The organism is Salinimicrobium sp. WS361 (genome assembly GCF_050750585.1).
Taxonomy (GTDB): Bacteria; Bacteroidota; Bacteroidia; order Flavobacteriales; family Flavobacteriaceae; genus Salinimicrobium.
Genome location: NZ_JBOJLM010000004.1, coordinates 83,329 through 102,138, shown reverse-complemented (window position 1 = coordinate 102,138; position 18,810 = coordinate 83,329). Strand labels below are relative to the sequence as shown.

Here is an 18,810-nt window from a genome sequence, read left to right as displayed (position 1 = left end):
AACTGCAGCATGTTGCATGCCTGTGGTTAGTTAACTCGGAAAGTTTAGGTGTATAAGATGTAAAACTTTACAAGTTCTTTTAAAATACAAGTTGTTTTCTACTACTTATTATTTTGAAATTACCTACATCTTCTACATTCTCCTTACCAGTTTATAACTTGAAGGTAAAGCTTATTCCTTTTGTTTTGCGTCCTTTTTTAAATATTAAACCGTTAAAGGAAGCGTACCTGGAAACCCAATCAACAATTGTTTTGTAATCCTTGTTCAGGAAGTAATATTTTTCCCCATATCTCATTATCAGATTTTGCCGTACCGAAGCGTAATCATATTGAATCATTTTTTCACTGAACTGTTCGTCCATTAACTCTACAAAATCAGCAGAAGTCTCATTTTTGAGCATTTTAAGGGCCCAGGTTCTATCGTCATATCTTCTAAGGCCAAGAGCTAAGTAGAGCCTTAAGCAGGTCATCATAAAGTAGTCGAAAAGCTGCCACTCGTTTTCTGACCAGCCATGAAAAAACTCCTTTCCGAAGTCATCTGTGGGCGTGTGTTCTGCATTATAAAAGTTATTTAGAAAAATATCAAATCTCCTTCTTTTGTAACTCGAACTGTTACCGTTGATGGTATAATTCGTTGTAATAACGAATTTGGGACTTTCTTCAAAAGGAAGTACAATTGTCTGCTGATGCTTTTTTTCTACGGGTAAATCGTCTGTTAAAGCACTAAATAAAGCTTCAAAATTAAAATTTCTGGGTACATCATCTATAAACAATATTTGAGTTGTATCTCGAACATTTTGATATGCAAACTTGTCCTTAGTAAAATCAGCATTCTTGCCATTATAAGATGCTTTTTCGACTATTTTAGATAATCCTTTTACCAATAGCCCTTTACCGGAACCTCCCTCAGGCTTTCCTTCATCAATAATATTTTCATCATTAATGAGTATGGCAATAGGTTTACGCTGATCCTTATGCCCATGAAGTAGATATCCTAATGCCGAGCAGACAGAATCAAAATGTTCTTCATTATTGGTGACATTTTCGACAAAATTTGAAAAATCTCCTTTTCCAAGTTGTTCTTCAGAAACTAATTTAAAATCGCGCTTAATTATTAAGTTTTCCCAAACAAACCCTGGCGCGTCCTCATAAGGTATAATTTTAAAATCTTGATCCTTTTCTACGACTACTATGCCATTTTTATAACATTTATAGCTTAAATTTTCGCTATCTCTAAGGGGAGGTATTTCACACTGGGATAGCCCCAAAATTATAGCTCTACTTTTTAAAAGTAAGGTTTCCCCCCTTTTCAAGAATATCGCTTCCAGTTCAGGATCACCAAAGCTTTCAATAAACTTCAGGCAATGGAGAAATATATCTTCTGGTGAAATCTTTTCGGAAATGTTTCCCGCAAGCCTTATGACATTATTCTTGAATATTCGGAAGCCTTCATCCTGTAAAAAAGTGCGTAATTCAGGCTCGTTTAGTTGGTATTCGTTCCGGCTATAACGGTGATTATAAAATTCCGACCAAAACTTTTTTCCTTCCCTCTTAGCGGTATGATTCAGATCTTCCATCGCTACTTTTTTAAAGCTTTTAAACTGTCTAAAAGCTCACTCCTCTTGTAATAGCGGCGATTGGCAATGCCGTAAGCAGTAACTTTTCCTTTATTCGTCCACGCCCACAAGGTTGAAGAATTAATTTTTAGGAATTGGCATGCTTCTTCTCGGGTAAGAAGTTCATCATTGGCCTGCTCGTTAGTTAAATCTTTTCTGAACGCTTCAAGCTTGCGATCAATGTTCTGTGAAATTAGGTCCACCAGCTTACCTGTGGTGGTGCCTTGTAAAAAAATGTTTTCCATTTGACTTTTGATTTAGATTGATAGGCCAAAAGTCATCAGAGCGCCGTATAGTTAACGGCACGTTTTTGTAGAGTTTACTATACGGTCATTTAGTTGATTTGATTTCGCACTAAAGTTTTTGCGTCATCATATCTGTCTTCTTTATCCTTAGTATTACAGTTGTCGAGAGTTTTAAGATAATTATCCAGAACTATTTCAAAAGGTTCATTAGCTAACCATCGTCGAAATACTTCTGGTGTTTGATGATCCTGTAAAAGTCCATCTTGGTACATTCTCCTGTAGATAAAACTGAAGTCGGCCAGGAGAGTTCTGCTGTTTTTGTTACTGGTGTAAAGCCTCTGGAAAAGTAAGTAACTTTCTAAAGATCGGAAAACTTCAGGATAAGGGTTCAACTTAGGTGCTGTTTTAGATTCTTTTTCGTCGACGTCCTCAGTTTCGCTTTCGCTACATAGGAAATATTGGATCGGTTTGGCAGGATCATCATCTTCCTTCTCAATCGAATAAAAATTAAAAGCTTGATCAATAGCACGGCCAAACCAATCGATATGCCAAAAACCTAAATAACCGGGAAATTTACCATCTGTATAATTTTCTAAAGGCAGGAAAACATTTTCTGTAATTTGAATATTATTAATCTGTTCCTCTATAATCTTATCATTTTCTCCATTTTTCTTTGCCTCTAATTCTTCCTTTTTTTGATCTCTTAATCGATAAAGCTCCCCTCGAAAATCCTTAAGTACTGTTATTGTCCTTCCAATAAATTCGCTGAATTCAATCTGATCTTTTTCTGCCTTTATTTGTTCTCGTTGTAGGTATGGAACCAAATAGTCGTAGTGGTAAAAAAATCCAATCATTATCATGTCGAGATAATCTCTATGTTGGTAATATCTCATAAGCTCCGGTTTTTGACTACAAAGTTAATTTTCGTATTAATTGTAGCAAAGCACGTCTTTAATTTCTATTATTCTTTTAGGACCAAAAAATCTGTTGAAATCTCATCTGATAAAAAACTTTGCCACGGTTGCAACCGCTGCAACCGCCCCCATTGAATTCACGGTTGCACCGGTTGCAACTGCACGGTTGATTTTACTGTTGATTCACGGTTGCTACGGTTGATCATACAGCCGGCTTTTTATGTAATATGTTGAAAATCAACAGTTGTTTCTTTCCAGTAGCCGTTGCAACCGTAGCGCTTGAAAACCGGAAGTTTATGCTGCTATTCTGTTCCAAACCAATGATGGAACAAAATTGGAAGGATCAGGAATGGAGCATTAAGATTTTTCGCTGAACTCCACCTTTGTTTCGTCGCCCAAAACCCCCACTTCATCAATCTCTTTCATCAGCCTATTAGTCTCGGTTAGCGCGACGATCATTTTCTGGTAATGCAGGATGTCCTCAAAGCTTAATTCCCGGCCTTTGCGGTCTTTTAGCCATTTTTGAGCAGGTTGATAGCCGCCGATGTAGAATTCCCAAGCAATTAAAGGAACATTGTCAAAATATTGCTGGTCATTAATCCAAACTTTACCGTGGGTTTCTGAATCCGGTTCATAGCCGGGGCTGGTTTTGGTGATCTTGCGGGTGATTATGTTGTCACCATCTTCAGGATAACCAGTAATTCGCTTCTCCAATAGCGGGCTTTCCAATAAATGCAGTTTTCGTATCTGCCCGCCCAGCTCGACAAGCTTCCAAAATTGGTCGGCATTCTGCGGATAAGGCACCCTCGGAAATTCTATTTTTAGGAATTCCTTGTATTTTTCCCGGTATTCCGGAGAATGTAGAACTGCATATATGTAGTCAAGAATATCTAATGGTGAAAAAGTACCATCCAAACCGGCTTCTAAATCGCAGACCAGGTTTTCATCCGGGAGAAAAGCGTGATTAATACCTTCACCTATTTTATCTATTATTTTCTGATTTAGGTTTGCAATTCTGGATTGTGGTCCATTTTCAGTCGTATATTGTTCGGAATTTTCTGGATATAGGTAAAGAGGGAAAAGAAAACTTCTGTCGTAAACAGTTACTATTTTGTGTGTGCTGACAGTGTTTGTTATCAAAGCTCCAAAATGTTCCTTTGTTTGGCGGGGAATGATTAAACCATAATTCTCCCTATTCATTCCTGCCATTAAGGTGCCCCTATCTCTTGAAAGAATTACCGGGCTGTAAATGATGCAGCGATGATCAAAAGGGCGATACAAGCACTTAACAAAGTTATCTCTCCACTTTTGATCTTGACGTAAAGTTTGGACCGCTTCTTTGACTACCCACTCATTATCCCTTAAGTCAAATTTTCTTTTCCGTTCAGAATCAGTATAATCGTTAACAACAAAATCATCTATTCTATTTTTTAATATCTTTTCGTTGAAATCCATGGCGAAATGATCTCTTTTAGTTTCAATACCGGAAATTCCTTCCATTAGATCCTTGACACTAAAACCTTTTTCATACTGAATTTCTGCTTCAAAATCTTTAGGGACAAAAAATAAATAAGGTTCTTTTACTTGCAATAAATTCCAAGAAATAGTATTTATTGAATTCTCGGATAAAAAGTTATACTTAAAATCTCTTTTCCCCCATAAATCAAAATGTTTAACTACCCCATCTTCCTGGTTTGGTACTCCGCGTTTCTTGATGAACAGATTAATGGAAACACCCTGCATGATATCAAAAACATTTTCGTCTTTGCTGCCGTCTGGCGCTGTTTCTTTTCTATTCGAATTTCCATGCAAGTCCAAAACATAAATCTTGCTAAAGCTTTTCAAAAGGTGTTTCCTCATCTGACGGTGAGTTAGGCCGTCAATAAAACTGTTATTAGAAATATATGCGAGTATTCCTTCTCCATTTTTATCAATAAAATACTGACCGTATCGGATGAACTTTATATAATCATCGTCTAAATTTATCTTACGTTCATTCAAGTTTTTCTTATAATCCTCCAGTAGTTTTTGAACCCATTCTCCCTTGTTTGAGCTGCTAATAGCATAAGGTGGGTTCCCTATCACGCACATCACAGGAGTATCTCGTTTTACAGCATTTGCTTGGTCGGCTTCATCGGAGAGCCAAGAACTAAAAAGAGTTCCTGTGTCCGGGTGAGCTTCTTCAAGGGAATTGGTCAAAAAGATCCTGAAGCGCTGATCATCTGTAGGCTTATAGCCTGTTTCCGTAAGCAACATATCCATTTTGAGATGGGCCATAGCGTAGCTCGCCATTAGCAATTCAAAGCCGTTTAAACGAGGGATCAAATGTTCGGTGGCATACCGGGTCCAAATTCCCTGTTGGCCTTCAAATTTTTTGTGGATCTGCCGCACAACTTCGGCCAGGAAAGTTCCGGTTCCGGTGGCAGGATCAAGGATCTGCACTTTATGCACTTCCTGCTCATAATCCCGCATTCCGCCGGCATAACGTTTGTCATGGGTGGGAACCTTTACGGTGACTTTGGTTTTGCTGGTGTCGGCCAAACCTTGAGGGAGACCAAATTCGTCCTTCAGGATATCATCAACGGCCCGAACAATGAAATTAACCACCGGTTGCGGCGTGTACCACACTCCGCGGGCTTTTCGAAGTGCAGGATTATATTCTCCTAAAAAGGTTTCGTAAAAGTGAACTACAGGATCGTCTTGCTTGGTGCTTTTTCCGAAGTTCTTCATGATCTTTGAAACATCTGAGGCCAGGAAAATGCTCACCAATTCCTCAACGATCCAAACAAGTCTATCGTCCAGGTCAAAACCGGCAATATCCTGGAACAGCTTCCGCAGAAACGGGTTACTCTTTGGGATAAGCTGAGCGGCTTCCATTCGGGAAAAAGTTGGCAGCGTAGGATCATGATAGCGTGCTGCAAACATCCCGTAGGCAATAGTCTGGGAATAAATATCGGCAAAGGACCTGTTTGTAATATCGTGTATGAGCATTTGCTGAAAAGAGATCATCTGGGACTTCAGATTTGACCTTTTTTCCTGCTCATCATCACTATCCAAAGACTTTTCAATGACATCGGCCATTAATCTTGCTTTCCCCGCCATCATTTTTGCCAGTCGGGTAGGGGACTTAATGCTTTGAGTGACAACTAAAGCAAAATCAGAAATGAGGTGCGTAAAATGTTCGAAATTGCCTGGTAAAGGTTTGATTTCACCATCTTCCAGACTGCCAATGGATATTTCAGTTACAAATTCTCCTTCCCTGTAAAACCTGAAATTGAGATAGTCGGTAATTATAAGATTGGTTAGACCTGATTTATACCTTTCGAATTGTTCCTTTAGACCTTTAGAATCTAAATCCACCCCTATATCCTTTGCTTCCACATAACCTACAGGTACGCCTTTCCTTGAGAGCATATAGTCTGGAGCGCCACAACTTACCCGGGCCGGTTCATTGGTCACCAGGATATCTGGTAAAAGAGTTGATAATAAGGTTTGAAGATCTCCGCGGTAGGAGTGTTCTCTTGCGTGGCCGGTAAGATAAAGTCTATTGAGGTGAGAGAGGTATTCGGCTATGGTCATTCTGAGGTTGGTTTGGTCCTAACTGTAAATCTATTAATATTCTGTTAAAGGAAAGGAGGGGAAACCGTAAATTGGATGCTAAAAAATGAAAAAACAAGCCATTCAATTTTACGAAGTAGACCCGGAGGAATTTAAAAAAGAAATTCTTGAAGGGGTGGAAAAGCTCCTTGCAGAATTTTCTAAACAGTTCACTCCTAAAGAACCTGAAGTATGGTTGAGCCGAAAAGATGTATCAGATCTGTTGGGGATTTCCTTGCCAACGTGCCATGAATGGGGAAAATTAGGCATTCTGAAACCCTATAAGATAGGAACCAGGGTGCGGCACAGGCAATCGGATATTGAAGAAACCTTATTGAACTCAAATAGATCTGCCCGGGATAGGAGATAGATTTTTAAGATTCCGAATGCAAGAAATGCAGGAAATGCAGGTATGGAAATTAAAAATTTAATTGGTGATATTTCTAAGGAACTATCGTGGTCTTAGCTGATGCGTCTATGTTGTATTGGGATAAAGTCTGTTCATGCAGAATAAAAATTCTTCATATTGGTGGGCTATATGTTCAACGGGAAAATAGGCAATTCTCAGGGATTATATTCTTCATTAGATACTGCACTCAGCCAAACCACACCCCCCTGATCAATATTGGTACTAATTGCTGTATGAGTCATTGATTCTCCTGGTGATGCCCCATGCCAATGTTTTACATTGGGTGGACATTTTATTACTTCGCCTGCCTTGATGATCTGGACCTGCTTTCCCTCTTCCTGATAATGGCCTTTTCCGTGAGTAATAATTAATACCTGGCCTCCGGGATGGTAGTGCCAGTTTGATCTCGCTCCGGGTTCAAAAGTGACATTGCCCATAGAAATATTATGAATAGTATCGTTTGGCGCAAGCATATTTACATAAACAGTACCGGTGAAATTTTCGCTGTTTATCTTGTCACCTTTCGGGAATGGATCTTCTGTAATACGATTATCTCCAGGCTGGTTGCAGGAAATTATAACAAGGGCTATCAAAGCCAATTTCACTTTAAATTTTATTCTCTTTGCTGTCATTTGTTCTTAGGTTATTACCGAAGAAATCGGTTAGTTTATTTACCGCTTCCGATACGTATTCTGGTTTCCAGTAAGTCTCAATATGAGTAGCTCCATCAATTAGAAATAACTCTTTGTTTTTTGCATTACTGGCTTTATTAAAGGCATCATCTGTCATATAATACGTATCGGCATTGCTTCCGGCGATCATTAGTAAGGGCTGATTGATCAGGTCCATATTAGTAGTGGCATCAAATGTCATTAAATCTATCAAACTGCTCATCGTATACCTGAATGTAGAATTGGGGTGCGCATGGGTTCTGTGGTAGTAATAGTGGCCTTCACGATATAAATCAAACGGCATTTTGTCTGCCATTTCATCGGAACACTCTAAATCAGCAGCGTAGCGTACTTCACCTCCGGCAGCTTCTAATGCGCGGGCATCTGAAGCTTCCTTTAATCTCTCCTGAATTGTAGAAACTTGGGATTTCATAAATCCGTTCCGTCTTACCTCTCCAGAATTGAACATACTTAGAGTGGCTACTGCTTTAAACCTTTTATCCGCCTGGGCAGCTTTTAAGGAATAACCTCCACCACCACAAATTCCCAACAATCCTACATTGTCTTTGTCGACACCTTCATATTGGGTAATGTAATCTGCCATTGCGTGAATATCTTCAATACGATGTGCTGGTTTATCAATATTTCGAGGAGTTCCGCCACTTGCACCCTGATAAGCTGCATCTGCTGCAATAGTAATATAACCTTGCTCTGCTAATCGTTGTGCATACAATCCTGCTACCTGTTCTTTTACCCCTCCGTTAGGATGCGCAACAACTATTGCCGGATATTTATTTGCAGGATCATAATTTGCAGGTGTGTAAACATTGGCAGCTATTTCGATATTCTTAATCTTATAATTTACTGGATGGATGTTTACCTCCCCCTCTACATTTTCTGTAATTGCTCCCGCATAAACCAGGGTATAAGGGTTTTTATTTGCTTTTGAAGATTGAGCATTGGTAGTATTTATTGTAACTATGGACATTGCAAGCATGAATATTGCTACTATTTTTTTCATTTTCTAAGTTTTCTTTGGGCATATTATTTTCTCTCTTCTAACACTTCATTCAAAACAGATTCAGCTGCATTTGCTTCTTTTTCACCTATAGTGGAACCAATAATTTTTGTGAAGTGCAACAATTGCCCCGGCGTTAAACCCAGATTAAGGCAAATATTGAAATGGCTATTGAGCATAGGTTCCACTTTTCCGATGCTGCTAAGGACAGAGATGGTAACCAATTCCCGTTGCGCAAAAGTAAGTACATCGCGTTCAAATAAATCGGCGAACAAATGCTCTTTTAGGAAAACTTCTATTGTAGGGGCAAAGGCCGCATAGCCCGTATGAGGCCCATCCAGCGGAGCCTGGATCAATTCTTCGAGCACGGCTTTTCCACGTTCGTATTTGCTTGGCTCCTCTGAAATTGGGGAGGCTTCGGGTCCCTGTTCATCCTTGATGCCCCTGGCCTTTCGTTCTTCCAGGACACTCATGAATGTTTGCAGACCACGGATACTGCGTGGAAATCCCGCATAAGCATAAAGATGGATAAGGGCTTCTTTGATTTCATTTACCGTTAAGCCTGCGTCTAATCCTTGATTAAGGGCAGATTCTAAATTAATCAGATCACCTTGGGCAGTATAGGCTGCAATAGAAATAAGACCTTGTTGCTTCTGGGTTAATTCTTTTTTAGTTCCCTCTTCCGGTTGTGCATTTGCACTATAACTCACGCATAGCAAGCTGAGAAGTATTCCGGTAATCATATTTTTAAAAGTCATTTTCCTTCAATTTTTAGTTTATTGGGTCACACCGATTCTTTGCAACCATTTCTCTATCTCTGCCTGTACATCTCTGCGTTTCTCACCTTCCATTACAAAGTAGATTTCGTCTCTCTCCACTCCGCCTTTGGTAGAATAACCTTCCAGGATGTTACAATCCTGACATAAGGTTTCTACAGTGTTAAAGCTGCTTCCAATTCCATACCCACCATTGGTATTAAACGGAATCACTGTTTTGCCACCTAAATCATACTTGTTTAAAAAACTTTTCATGGGAGGAGGCAGTTGCATATCCCAGGTGGGAAAGCCGAGAAATACTGTATCGTACTCCTGTATATTTTCAATTTCAGTCTTAAGAGGAGGCAAATATCCCGTTTCATTCTCTCTGTCTACCTGGTCAACAATTTCCCGGTAATTTTCAGGATACGGATCTTCTAATTGAAGTTCCACCTTGTCACCACCCACAAAATCCTGGATCATTTCAGCTACTGCTTCAGTGTTATTCGTCCGGGATAAATAAACGATCAGAATTTTGGAGGAATCCTGTTCGATAGGTGGAGCTACTTCTTGAGGTACAGCTGTAGATTTGCCATTACAGGAAACGTTGAGACACATAAAGAATACAAAGGCAGATAAAAGTTTAATTCTCATCATAAAAAGTTTTAGTGCTGAAATTATTCTTCAGGTCTTGTTAGTTGCCTTACAAAAGACATGTTGGCCAGCTTCCAGTTACCATTTTCCTTTTTATATACTTCTGTAACCACAAATGGATTAGTAACTTCATTTCCTCCAACTACCGCAAGCAGAGTAATACGGTTTAGAAGAATTGCAATATTCCCCATAACATCTACAGAAACATTATGAATCTCGGCATTTTTGTAGTGAATACCGCCTGATCTAATGATTTCAACCTCACGCTCCTTGCCCCAGCTGCCGCCCATATGTACGAACTGAGATTTTTCATGAAACAGATCTTTCAGCTTCTCAACCTCCCTGTTCGCCATCCACTCCCATTTGTCCTGAGAAAGTTTAATGATTTCATTTTCAGAATTCCTTTGTAAAATCTCCTCTTGAATTGCTGCCTGGAAAGAAATGAGAATAAAAATTATGGCTGATAAAAACCTGTATAGATTCATGTTTTATATTTTAAGTTATTTAGGTTCTATAGAAACAGAACTTTTCCCTGTCCTAATTTTAATTCGGTGCTCGTAGATTTCAACTACAGTATTTTTCAATTCAAGCCTTTTTCCTCTAACCAATTTAAAAGGTGATCTGCTACTTTCTGATTATTTAAGTCAGACATTGGAAAATGAGTGTTTCCTTCCAGACCTATTTCAGGAAAGGGAACAACAGTAACATCGCCTCCATAATTGTTTACTATTTCTGCCCATTTTCTGGCCATAGCAAGAGCTGCTCTCCACTGTTCCTTTCCAGGATTATTTACTGATTCCTCAGGAATAAAATCACCAAAATAGATGATGATGGGTATTTCAGTGAGACGTTTAAACTCTGACATTGATACTGCCCTTGCGCTAAGCTGGCCACCCATGTATTGGATAGGCTCAGGCACCTCACCTTCCGGAAAAACAAAATTACTTCCAGGTTCATATGAAGCAATACCCTTAATGTTCTCGTTCTCTAATGCAGTAAGCCACCCTTGACCACCACTATGGGAATGTGTTACCAGGACACCGGGGCCAATCCTATTAAATAATGCCGAGACTGCATCAATATTAACCTGAATATCTAATGGACCAGTATCTGGCGTCATTTGACGGAAAAATTGATCCAGAGCTTCAGGGTCTTTGGAGAATTGTACCCCTTCATAGAATTCTGTTCCCAAGCCTAACCTAAAGATCCCAAACCAAAGTTGATCATCTGTAGCTGCTGTAATTGTAGTGGGTTCTGTACTTCTTCCAGCCGCTCCACGTCTGGGTTGATCAATGAGATAAACTGGATAGTGGTGGCGTAAAAAAATGCTTTGAAAACCCTCACGACCATCAGGTGTGGTTTGCCAAGTTTTCATCGATTGACCAAACCCATGCCAGAAAACCAGCGGATGTTCTCGCGGTTCCAGTGGTACCTGGTAAAAAACAAAAGCGTGATCTCCATGTAAAGTTTGTCCTGTTGTATCCTGATTTGCGGGATTAAAAGCGCCATCCTCAATAGGGTCAAATGAACCAGAACTTCTTTTGACTGTACCACCGACAAAAAAACTGCCTTGCTCCCTGATCATCAATGCATTTACCTCTTCATTTTCTGGTGGTGATGTACAACCTCCTACAACAATAGAAACGCCAATGATAACAGACCAGAAATAGGTATTCGATATTAATTTTTTCATAGAATAAGATTCAGATTTTCAGGATCAGAATGTGATTTATTATTAAGATCACTGAAATTTATTGTTTAGGTGGGGCTTCTACACCCATTCCGGCCATGACCGGTGGTGCATTTCGTGCACCCGCAATCTCAATGGCTGCAAGACCCTGATTAAATTCCTCAAGCTCTTCTACAGTAAAGGAAATATCATTTGCCCTTAGGTTTTCTCTTAAGTGGACAGATTTTGACGTTCCTGGTATTGGCACTATCCATGGTTTTTGAGCTTGTAGCCACGCTAAGGTTATCTGAGGGGCAGTGGCATTTTTTCTAAGACCCCAATCCTCAATATAATAAAGCATTTCCAAATTTTGAGGAATATTTTCAGGCGTGGTGCGGGGAAGTATGGCGCGAAAATCACCTTCAGAAAACCGGGTGTTCTCGTTGATCGCATCGGCAAAGAAACCATAACCCAGCGGACACCATGGAACAAAACCGATATTTAATTCTTCGCAGAGAGGTAGAACTTCGGCTTCAGGATCACGGCTCCAGGGGGAATACTCATTTTGAATTGCAGACAAAGGTTGTACTGCATGAGCTCTTCGAATTGTTTTTAAGCCAGGCTCAGAAAGCCCCCAATGTAAAACCTTTCCTTCCTTCATCAAGTCCTGAATGGCTCCTGCAACTTCCTCTATAGGGACCTCCGGATCTACACGATGTTGATACAAGAGGTCTATGTAATCCGTTTGTAACCTTTGGAGCATACCATCCACAGTTCTGCGAATGCTTTGGGGCCGACTGTCTAAGCCTCGTCTTTCTCCCGATTCCGGGTTTACATTGAATCCAAATTTTGTAGCTATGACAACATCTTTTCTAAAAGGGGCTACCGCTTCTCCTACTTGGCGTTCATTAATAAGAGGTCCGTATACTTCAGCAGTATCAAAAAAAGTTACCCCATTATCATAGGCTTCCCGGTAGATTTTATTGACCTGACTCTGTTCCCGAACTCCTCCGGTATAAAAACCGACAACAGGTAATCCTCCCAAACCAAGAGAGGAAACTTCAAGTTTTCCAAGCATCCGGCGGTTATGGGTCGCTCCGGGAAAGATTTCACCTTCACGCTTGTCCACAACTCCACTTATGCTACTGGCTGACACAGAAAAAGGGTTCAAGGCAAGTCCGAGTCCGGCAATGGCTGAGCTGCCTAAAAATTTACGTCTGTTTACACTGTTTCTACTCCCCGAATTATTTGATTTGTTATTCTCCATGATTACCGGTATTTATTGAGTTATTCTTCTATTTTGGTTGTGCCTAACCATTTTACCATTGCAGGATCGCGATGGTCAAAGAATAGGCTTTGCTTTTGATCCAGGCTTGTAATGGCTTCCATATCCTCGGCAGTTAGGTCAAAATCGAGGCTATTGAAATTCTCTTGAATACGATTTTTATGAACTGATTTTGAAAGAGCAACAATACCTCTTTGAGCCAGCCATTTTAGTACAACCTGGGCAACAGATTTGTTGTACTTCTTACCAATGGAAACCAGTAATTCATTTTTAAAAAGGTCATTCTTGCCTTCGGCGAAAGATCCCCAGGCCTGGTGTTGAACATCGTTCTCCTCAAGGAACTCATGCGTTTCAATTTGTTGAGTAAACGGATGGGTTTCTATCTGATTCACGGCGGGTTTTACCTTGTTGTGAATTATAAGATCCATTAGTCGGTCAGGCTGGAAATTACTCACTCCAATAGCTTTAATCTTTCCTTCTTTGTACAATTCTTCCATAGCTCTCCATGAGCCGTAAACATCCCCGTATGGCTGATGGATCAAGTATAGATCCAGGTAATCTAACTGCAGCCGGTCCAAGGATTTTTGAAATGCTTTTTTGGTATTTTCATAACCGGCGTTTTGTACCCAAACTTTTGTAGTAATGAAGAGCTCTTCCCGTGGCACATTGCTTCTCTTTATAGCTTTACCAACAGCCTTCTCGTTTTGATAAGCTTCAGCTGTATCGATAAGACGGTATCCAGCTTCTATGGCTTCAAAAACACCTTTTTCACACTCCTCTGGATCCGGTATTTGAAATACTCCGAATCCAAGGATGGGCATTTCGACATCATTATTTAATCTTATTGTTTTCATGGCTAATTTTTTGTTGTACAAAGTTCTATTAATTAAATCGACCTGATTTATACAGATTACCGCTTTTTCTACCAATATTACTGATTGATTATGAGTTACTTAAAAAGCAAAAGACAATTGTGTAATTTTGTACAAAATACAAGTAGAGGATATGGAAGGATTTTTTCAATTTGACACGGTAGATGAATACAACAAGCTGAACAATCATGAAACGCTACACCCGTTGGTAAACATCATTGATTTTTCAAAAGCAGACCGTCGTTCTTGGGGCGGTGCGAAGACTATCAAGATAAATTACGGCTTGTATTGCGTGTTTCTAAAGGAAGTGAAATGCGGTGACCTTAAATATGGCCGTAATTATTATGACTACCAGGAGGGAACTCTGGTTTTCGTATCTCCTGGCCAGGTAATGGAAATTGAAAATAGTGGAGAAATGTACCAACCTATCGGCCATGGTTTGGTTTTTCATTCAGATCTGCTTGCCGGAACCTCTCTTGCAAAGAAAATACAGGAGTACGGATTTTTCAGTTATAACTTGAACGAAGCTCTTCATCTCTCAGAAAAAGAAAGAAAAATAGTTCTGGATTACTTTACCAGAATAAAAGATGAACTACAGCAAGGAGTAGATAAGCACAGCAAAAAATTAATCACCTCTACAATTGAATTATTTTTAAATCACTGTGAGCGTTTTTACGATCGACAATTTTTGACCAGGGATAATGCCAATCAGGGTACAATCGAGAAATTTGAAGAACTGCTAAATGGGTATTTTAAATCTGAATTGCCTCAGAGCAATGGTTTACCCTCGGTTGCTTATTTTGCAGATGCACTGCATTTATCCCCAAATTATTTTGGTGACCTAATAAAAAAGGAAACGGGAAAATCTGCCCAGGAATATGTGCAGAATAAGATCATCGAAATTTCAAAAAACCGAATGTTTGACCACAGTAAGACTGTAAACGAAATCGCTTATGAGCTCGGTTTTAAATATCCGCAACATTTCACCCGACTCTTCAAACAAAGAGTTGGACAAACCCCGAAGGAGTACAGAATGGTGATTTAACTTTTAAGGAAATGTAAATGCAGCAAACGCAGTCTTAAAGAAAAGCTTTAGAGGATGGTAAAGGCTTAATAAGAGAAGACGAGCTGGCCAATTCCCTCAAAAGGACAATTAATATATCATTCTATCACCAATAGTTCAATTATTGACTAACTCCGGTTTTCGATATACTCCCCGTAAGCTAAAACAAAATCTGAATCGTTATCGGACAATTGAGTTTCGTTTAATTCAGACTGTCCTTTTTGTTTAATTCTTTCTTTGAATTGATGGAATCCCGCCACTGATTTAGGAGACATACAGTCGGCAAAAACATTAAAATGCTTATCTAAATCTATTTGATAATTAATGAACCCAAAATTCACATGATTTAAATCCCAGGAAAAATTAAACATTACCACATACCTGCCACTTATAAATCCTCCTGACGGAATTTTAATGGTTCTTGAAGTCTGGCTTAAGATTTTTTCGAATGATAATCTATGTACAGCCAAAATGTATTCAGCTTTTTTGAGGTCCGTTGTGTAACCTCCAAGATCATTTTCTATTATTTTGTCTACAAATAATGTCATTTTGAAAGTGGTTTTTTGACTCAGTTCGTTGTGGTGGAATGTTGCTGTAGTTCAAATTTCCCTAACAGTAGCGAGTTTTGTTCTCTTTGATACCAATCGTTGAAAACCAATTCAAATTCTTTTACCTCAAAACTTCCAAAATCATAGTTTTTAAATTTCTCGATTTCAGCTAAAAATGCTTTGATATTTTGAAGTTCTTTTCTAAATCTAACTGTTGTAGCGTGTGCAGTCTGAATTGTATATCTTCTGTCAATAGATTGCTCCAGATTTGAATTTTTAAATTTTGCTCTCAAATTGTTTCTCATATTGTTCAACATCTCATTTTCTGGAAATCCTTGAATCATTATTCCTGAATCAGAAGCTGTAATTCCCTGGAATTTTATTTCAAATTTATCCATTCCTTTTAAACTCTGCTGTATCAAATTGGAATAGTCAGTAACCGAAATTTGATCTATTCGAAAACCTTCATAACACGAAATAATTGACATCACAGTGATATGAATGTCTGCATTTGGATAATAGTACTGGGAAGAATCTATTTGTTTTAATTCTTCTAAGAATGACTCAATTTCATCTTTAACTTCTTTAGGCGGTCTGATAAGTAAAGTTATTCCGAATCTTTTATCAACTGGAGAATCAATTAGGGAGTCGGTTACATAATCTCCATTTTCGATTTTTCTGATTGAACTTTCATAAAGTTCTTTGTAATGTTCAGTCAGATTCATTTTTCTTCTTCTTCAAATATTTTTTAAAACAATGCTGCACAACGTCTGCGCATATACGCCGTTATTTTTCATTGGCGGTTCATGCGCTATTATGTGTCAGTAATTTAGCTTTTTATCACTTCCTGCGGTGGAATAACAACAGGTTTAATCTAAACGACCTTCAATGAACTAATCAAAATACTTCAAAGCATCAATTGCCTTTTCTTCATCTCCTTTTCCTAAGTAGGCCATGAAATTACGCTCTGTATGGTGACCAGTAATAGTTTTTAGGTGAGAAAGAGGAACTTCCCCATAATAGTTAGTTGCAAAGCTTCTTCTACCGATATGACTTGAAACCAGCTTCCATTTTTCGTAGTAGTCAGTTTTTTTTCTGAATTGTTTTTCGGCAACTTCTACTTTTTTGCTGCCCCAAACCTCTTCTTTTAAACCAGCTTTTTTACATACGTCTTTAATGTACTCGTTGTACTTTGGATCAGGTAAAGGCCTTGGAAACTCGCCATTCCTTTTATCCAGGATCTCCCGGACCTGTTTGAGCAAAGGGATGGTCATAATTTTACCTGTTTTCTTCTGAGTGAATTCGAGCAAAAATTTATCATCTTTTTTCCTAATCATATCCTTAGTAAACCGCATAAAGTCGGAAATTCTCTGCCCGGTAAAGCATGAAATTATTAACCAGTCCCTGGCAGTCTCCTGGTGCTCTTTCGTAAAGCTCTTTTTCTTGATTTTTTCCAACTCCTCAAAAGTGAGATATATTTTTTCTGATTCCTTAGTTTTTGTTTTGATCCTGTCTAATTGCCGACTGGTTTCTAACCCTTGGCTATAGGCATGACGTGCCACCGTTTTAGTGAATTTGATAGCTCTTGCGATTGTATTATAGGCATATCCCTCTTCGAGCATATAAGCTTCAAAATCTCTCTTAAAATCCAGATCAATATCTTTCAACAAGATAGTCTGATCCAAGCTGTTCTGGAATTTTACCAGCATTTGCTTAATTACGTTTGACTTCTTTACAGTTGCCGGACTAACATGCTCTTTTCTTTCCTCGATATAGACTTTCACGTAAGAGATAAGGTCTTCTGGCTTCTCCTTTACTTTTTTAGGATTATAGTAATCATTAATGGTTTTTTGAAGCCATTCTTTAGAGATTTTTTCAGGATCGGTAGAATTAAAGGATTGCAAAATATGAGCTTCAATTTTATTCAGCTCCTGGTTAATAGAATTCTGTTTTTCCTTGAGCTCCTGGATCCTGTTTAGTTCGTCAATATCATTGGTTCTTTTGAATCGTATTTGCAGATGTTCTTTTTCCCAATATTGTCTCGATATCTCCAGCTTTGTTTTTCCTCCAAGTGAGAAATCTCTATAACCTTTGGGAAATTTTTCATCAGTAATTCTGAAGAGCAATCTCAGGTTTAGAAAGGCTTTAGGTTTAGTAGAACGGTAGAGGAAATTTACGCTTGCCATGTCAGATATTTTGTAAAGCCAAATGTAAATTATTTGTACGATAGTTGTACGGTTAAGCGCAAATAAATGCAAACGGCCTCAATCTAAATCGAAAATAATATTAGGCAAAAATGCGATTGTACCGCGTTTTTACTGATGTTATAGCCGTGTTTGGGGATTTTTTTAAATTTTTATTTTTGTGGTTGTGTGGTTCAGGTGGGACCACTTATAATGCTTGTAAATCCCTATAAACAGTACGTTTGTGGGGCTTTTTTTATTCTAGGGGGCGGAGAGAGGGGTAATTTAATTGTAAAATTCGGTTCTAATTTTGCATAAGAGTTTTCTTGAATTCAAAGTTTGTCATGTTATCAGTAAGAATAAAAGAAAGAATCGATTCCGTTTTGGATTTTAAAAGTATGCTAAAATATTTTAGCTCAGAGTATTCTGTCTCCTCTTCAATTGTATACGGCTATGAACTTAAAGGTTTATCTATTAAAACTTCCGCAGTTGGGACAAGCTCCTTCTTCTTTTGCTTTCTGAGATACTTCCTCTGAAAATCCTGCTGCTAATATTCCTGTGGGTAGAGCAAATAACCCAATCCCTATAATGGCAATTATGCCACCTAAAAACTGTCCTAAACCTGTCACGGGATACATATCACCATATCCTACAGTGGTCAGAGTAGCTATGCCCCACCACATCGTTTCTGGAATACTGGAAAAATGCTCTGGTTGGGCTTCATTTTCTATGTAGTACATAAGTGTTGAAGCCAACAAAAGAAGAAAAACCGTAAAGATCAAGGAAACCATAAGTTCCTCTTTTTTCTTTATCAGTACTCGCTCCATTAGTTCTAGGGCTGTCAAGTAGCGAGCAATTTTAAATAATCTGAACACTCTAAATATTCTAAACATCCTTAGAAGTCTTAGGTCAATCCCTAGGAATGGTAGATAAAAAGGCAGAATAGCTAAAAGATCGATTACAGCAAGTGGAGTACAGGCATATTTAAAATTACCTATTACAGATCGGGAGTACTTCGGATTTACATTGGCAGACCATACTCGTAAAACATATTCCAGGGTGAAAATGAGAACAGAAAAAGTTTCAAAAAGAACGAATTGCTCATGATACTGTTGCTTTATTGGTATGAGGGATTCCAACACTAAAGCAAGGATATTCAAAAGTATTAAGCTTATTATAAACACATCAAAATACCAACTAAAATTGCCCTGACGTTTCGAAATGCTCATGATTTTATGCACACTCTTTTTCAATCCTTTTGGGAAAGTTTCATGACCGTACAAGATCTGCCCTACTTTCTTCACTTTTCAGG

Annotated in this window: 18 protein-coding genes; 2 read left to right on the top strand and 16 right to left on the bottom strand. The window is 38.7% G+C overall.

Going from position 1 to position 18,810, the window contains the following annotated elements; translation table 11 throughout:
* Positions 1-151: 151 nt before the first annotated feature.
* The 4 genes from ACQ93I_RS05175 to ACQ93I_RS05160 form a co-directional block, all read right to left on the bottom strand.
* Positions 152-1,576: a DUF5906 domain-containing protein gene (locus tag ACQ93I_RS05175; protein WP_431697490.1), complete on the bottom strand. Its 1,425-nt coding sequence runs from the start codon at positions 1,574-1,576 to the stop codon at positions 152-154.
* A 2-nt stretch (positions 1,577-1,578) separates the two neighbouring features.
* Positions 1,579-1,860 carry a helix-turn-helix domain-containing protein gene (locus ACQ93I_RS05170; RefSeq protein WP_431697489.1) on the bottom strand — a complete coding sequence of 94 codons (282 nt, stop codon included), beginning with the start codon at positions 1,858-1,860 and terminating at the stop codon, positions 1,579-1,581.
* An 89-nt stretch (positions 1,861-1,949) separates the two neighbouring features.
* Positions 1,950-2,753: a hypothetical protein gene (locus tag ACQ93I_RS05165; RefSeq protein WP_431697487.1), complete on the bottom strand. Its 804-nt coding sequence runs from the start codon at positions 2,751-2,753 to the stop codon at positions 1,950-1,952.
* Positions 2,754-3,131: 378 nt separating this feature from the next.
* Positions 3,132-6,353: a type ISP restriction/modification enzyme gene (locus ACQ93I_RS05160; RefSeq protein WP_431697486.1), complete on the bottom strand. Its 3,222-nt coding sequence runs from the start codon at positions 6,351-6,353 to the stop codon at positions 3,132-3,134.
* Positions 6,354-6,438: 85 nt separating this feature from the next.
* On the opposite strand from ACQ93I_RS05160, the gene ACQ93I_RS05155 reads away from it, so the two are divergent.
* Positions 6,439-6,741, top strand: coding sequence for a helix-turn-helix domain-containing protein (locus ACQ93I_RS05155; protein WP_131398078.1), 303 nt, complete (start codon positions 6,439-6,441; stop codon positions 6,739-6,741).
* A gap of 194 nt (positions 6,742-6,935) precedes the next feature.
* On the opposite strand, the gene ACQ93I_RS05150 is transcribed toward ACQ93I_RS05155, so the two are convergent.
* The 8 genes from ACQ93I_RS05150 to ACQ93I_RS05115 all read right to left on the bottom strand — a co-directional run bounded on the left by ACQ93I_RS05150 (position 6,936) and on the right by ACQ93I_RS05115 (position 13,686).
* On the bottom strand, positions 6,936-7,412 hold the full coding sequence (locus ACQ93I_RS05150) for a (R)-mandelonitrile lyase (RefSeq protein ID WP_431697485.1): 477 nt from the start codon (positions 7,410-7,412) through the stop codon (positions 6,936-6,938).
* The gene (locus ACQ93I_RS05145) at positions 7,387-8,472 is read right to left on the bottom strand and encodes an alpha/beta hydrolase (protein WP_431697484.1); all 1,086 of its coding nucleotides are present in this window, start codon (positions 8,470-8,472) and stop codon (positions 7,387-7,389) included. Before ACQ93I_RS05145 ends, ACQ93I_RS05150 begins: the two co-directional genes overlap by 26 nt.
* 23 nt (positions 8,473-8,495) lie before the next feature.
* Positions 8,496-9,227 carry a carboxymuconolactone decarboxylase family protein gene (locus ACQ93I_RS05140; protein WP_431697483.1) on the bottom strand — a complete coding sequence of 244 codons (732 nt, stop codon included), beginning with the start codon at positions 9,225-9,227 and terminating at the stop codon, positions 8,496-8,498.
* Positions 9,228-9,245: 18 nt separating this feature from the next.
* Entirely contained in the window at positions 9,246-9,881 is a 636-nt protein-coding gene (locus tag ACQ93I_RS05135; RefSeq protein WP_431697482.1) for a flavodoxin, read from the bottom strand.
* Between the two features lie 20 nt (positions 9,882-9,901).
* Positions 9,902-10,363: a nuclear transport factor 2 family protein gene (locus ACQ93I_RS05130; protein ID WP_431697481.1), complete on the bottom strand. Its 462-nt coding sequence runs from the start codon at positions 10,361-10,363 to the stop codon at positions 9,902-9,904.
* A 95-nt stretch (positions 10,364-10,458) separates the two neighbouring features.
* Positions 10,459-11,571, bottom strand: coding sequence for an alpha/beta hydrolase (locus ACQ93I_RS05125; RefSeq protein ID WP_431697480.1), 1,113 nt, complete (start codon positions 11,569-11,571; stop codon positions 10,459-10,461).
* A gap of 58 nt (positions 11,572-11,629) precedes the next feature.
* Positions 11,630-12,814: an aldo/keto reductase gene (locus tag ACQ93I_RS05120; RefSeq protein ID WP_431697479.1), complete on the bottom strand. Its 1,185-nt coding sequence runs from the start codon at positions 12,812-12,814 to the stop codon at positions 11,630-11,632.
* A 20-nt stretch (positions 12,815-12,834) separates the two neighbouring features.
* Positions 12,835-13,686, bottom strand: a complete 852-nt coding sequence (locus ACQ93I_RS05115; RefSeq protein WP_431697478.1) for an aldo/keto reductase — start codon at positions 13,684-13,686, stop codon at positions 12,835-12,837.
* 151 nt (positions 13,687-13,837) lie between these two features.
* Between ACQ93I_RS05115 and ACQ93I_RS05110 the strand changes: the two genes are divergently transcribed.
* Positions 13,838-14,749, top strand: coding sequence for a helix-turn-helix domain-containing protein (locus tag ACQ93I_RS05110; RefSeq protein ID WP_431697477.1), 912 nt, complete (start codon positions 13,838-13,840; stop codon positions 14,747-14,749).
* Positions 14,750-14,895: 146 nt separating this feature from the next.
* On the opposite strand, the gene ACQ93I_RS05105 is transcribed toward ACQ93I_RS05110, so the two are convergent.
* The 4 genes from ACQ93I_RS05105 to ACQ93I_RS05090 form a co-directional block, all read right to left on the bottom strand.
* The gene (locus tag ACQ93I_RS05105; RefSeq protein WP_431697476.1) at positions 14,896-15,315 is read right to left on the bottom strand and encodes a hypothetical protein; all 420 of its coding nucleotides are present in this window, start codon (positions 15,313-15,315) and stop codon (positions 14,896-14,898) included.
* A gap of 20 nt (positions 15,316-15,335) precedes the next feature.
* A complete protein-coding gene (locus ACQ93I_RS05100) occupies positions 15,336-16,040 on the bottom strand; it encodes a 2'-5' RNA ligase family protein (RefSeq protein ID WP_431697475.1) in 705 nt (234 codons plus the stop codon).
* Positions 16,041-16,208: 168 nt separating this feature from the next.
* Entirely contained in the window at positions 16,209-17,501 is a 1,293-nt protein-coding gene (locus ACQ93I_RS05095; protein ID WP_431697474.1) for a phage integrase SAM-like domain-containing protein, read from the bottom strand.
* 464 nt (positions 17,502-17,965) lie between these two features.
* Positions 17,966-18,802, bottom strand: coding sequence for an ion transporter (locus ACQ93I_RS05090; RefSeq protein ID WP_431697473.1), 837 nt, complete (start codon positions 18,800-18,802; stop codon positions 17,966-17,968).
* Between the last annotated feature and the right edge of the window lie 8 nt (positions 18,803-18,810).

Coding starts and splice junctions, on each gene's coding strand:
- ACQ93I_RS05165 (WP_431697487.1), bottom strand. CDS start 2,753: ATGAGATATTACCAACATAGAGATTATCTCGACATGATAATGATTGGA.
- ACQ93I_RS05135 (WP_431697482.1), bottom strand. CDS start 9,881: ATGATGAGAATTAAACTTTTATCTGCCTTTGTATTCTTTATGTGTCTC.
- ACQ93I_RS05170 (WP_431697489.1), bottom strand. CDS start 1,860: ATGGAAAACATTTTTTTACAAGGCACCACCACAGGTAAGCTGGTGGAC.
- ACQ93I_RS05125 (WP_431697480.1), bottom strand. CDS start 11,571: ATGAAAAAATTAATATCGAATACCTATTTCTGGTCTGTTATCATTGGC.
- ACQ93I_RS05155 (WP_131398078.1), top strand. CDS start 6,439: ATGAAAAAACAAGCCATTCAATTTTACGAAGTAGACCCGGAGGAATTT.
- ACQ93I_RS05140 (WP_431697483.1), bottom strand. CDS start 9,227: ATGACTTTTAAAAATATGATTACCGGAATACTTCTCAGCTTGCTATGC.
- ACQ93I_RS05145 (WP_431697484.1), bottom strand. CDS start 8,472: ATGAAAAAAATAGTAGCAATATTCATGCTTGCAATGTCCATAGTTACA.
- ACQ93I_RS05120 (WP_431697479.1), bottom strand. CDS start 12,814: ATGGAGAATAACAAATCAAATAATTCGGGGAGTAGAAACAGTGTAAAC.
- ACQ93I_RS05130 (WP_431697481.1), bottom strand. CDS start 10,363: ATGAATCTATACAGGTTTTTATCAGCCATAATTTTTATTCTCATTTCT.
- ACQ93I_RS05095 (WP_431697474.1), bottom strand. CDS start 17,501: ATGGCAAGCGTAAATTTCCTCTACCGTTCTACTAAACCTAAAGCCTTT.
- ACQ93I_RS05105 (WP_431697476.1), bottom strand. CDS start 15,315: ATGACATTATTTGTAGACAAAATAATAGAAAATGATCTTGGAGGTTAC.
- ACQ93I_RS05110 (WP_431697477.1), top strand. CDS start 13,838: ATGGAAGGATTTTTTCAATTTGACACGGTAGATGAATACAACAAGCTG.
- ACQ93I_RS05150 (WP_431697485.1), bottom strand. CDS start 7,412: ATGACAGCAAAGAGAATAAAATTTAAAGTGAAATTGGCTTTGATAGCC.
- ACQ93I_RS05115 (WP_431697478.1), bottom strand. CDS start 13,686: ATGAAAACAATAAGATTAAATAATGATGTCGAAATGCCCATCCTTGGA.
- ACQ93I_RS05160 (WP_431697486.1), bottom strand. CDS start 6,353: ATGACCATAGCCGAATACCTCTCTCACCTCAATAGACTTTATCTTACC.
- ACQ93I_RS05175 (WP_431697490.1), bottom strand. CDS start 1,576: ATGGAAGATCTGAATCATACCGCTAAGAGGGAAGGAAAAAAGTTTTGG.
- ACQ93I_RS05100 (WP_431697475.1), bottom strand. CDS start 16,040: ATGAATCTGACTGAACATTACAAAGAACTTTATGAAAGTTCAATCAGA.